This is a genomic window from Pseudomonas sp. Pse1 (genome assembly GCF_024519635.1).
GTDB lineage: Bacteria > Pseudomonadota > Gammaproteobacteria > Pseudomonadales > Pseudomonadaceae > Aquipseudomonas.
Genome location: NZ_JALJRO010000081.1, coordinates 1 through 458, shown reverse-complemented (window position 1 = coordinate 458; position 458 = coordinate 1). Strand labels below are relative to the sequence as shown.

The window sequence follows — 458 nt, the reverse complement described above, 5'->3', positions numbered from 1 at the left end:
GGTAGTTGCGGGCGCCTTCATACAGGGCATCGCCAGGGGCCACGGTTTCGCTCAGCACCCGGTGCAAGCCATCATAGGTGTAGCGGATCCGCACGTCGTTGTCGTCTTGGGTCAGCAAGGGCTGACCATGCAGCAACGAATCTTCGCGGATGATGAACTTGCGCGTGTGTTTGCCACCCACGCCATGGTCGAAACCGGTCAGGGTCTCGGTGGTCTGCAACACGGTTTCGCCCACAAAGGTGCTGTTGAGTTTTGCGTAGGCGTAGTCGGTAGTGGTAGTCAGGCCGTTGAGGGTCAGGGCCTGCTGCTGGCGCCGACCATGCAGTAACGGGTTGTCGAGCTGGTTGAAGGTCTGGTAGGCCAACTTTTGCAGCAGCTCTTCCCGGTTGCCGTTGACCTGATACAGAGCCTCTTCGGTCAGCACCAGCCAGTCGTTGCTGACAGAGCCCCTGAGCGGT

General features: G+C 59.8%; 1 pseudogene. It reads right to left on the bottom strand.

Annotated features, from left to right (window positions below):
• Positions 1–458: pseudogene (locus tag NR126_RS28465) on the bottom strand (sugar-binding protein); the annotation flags it as partial.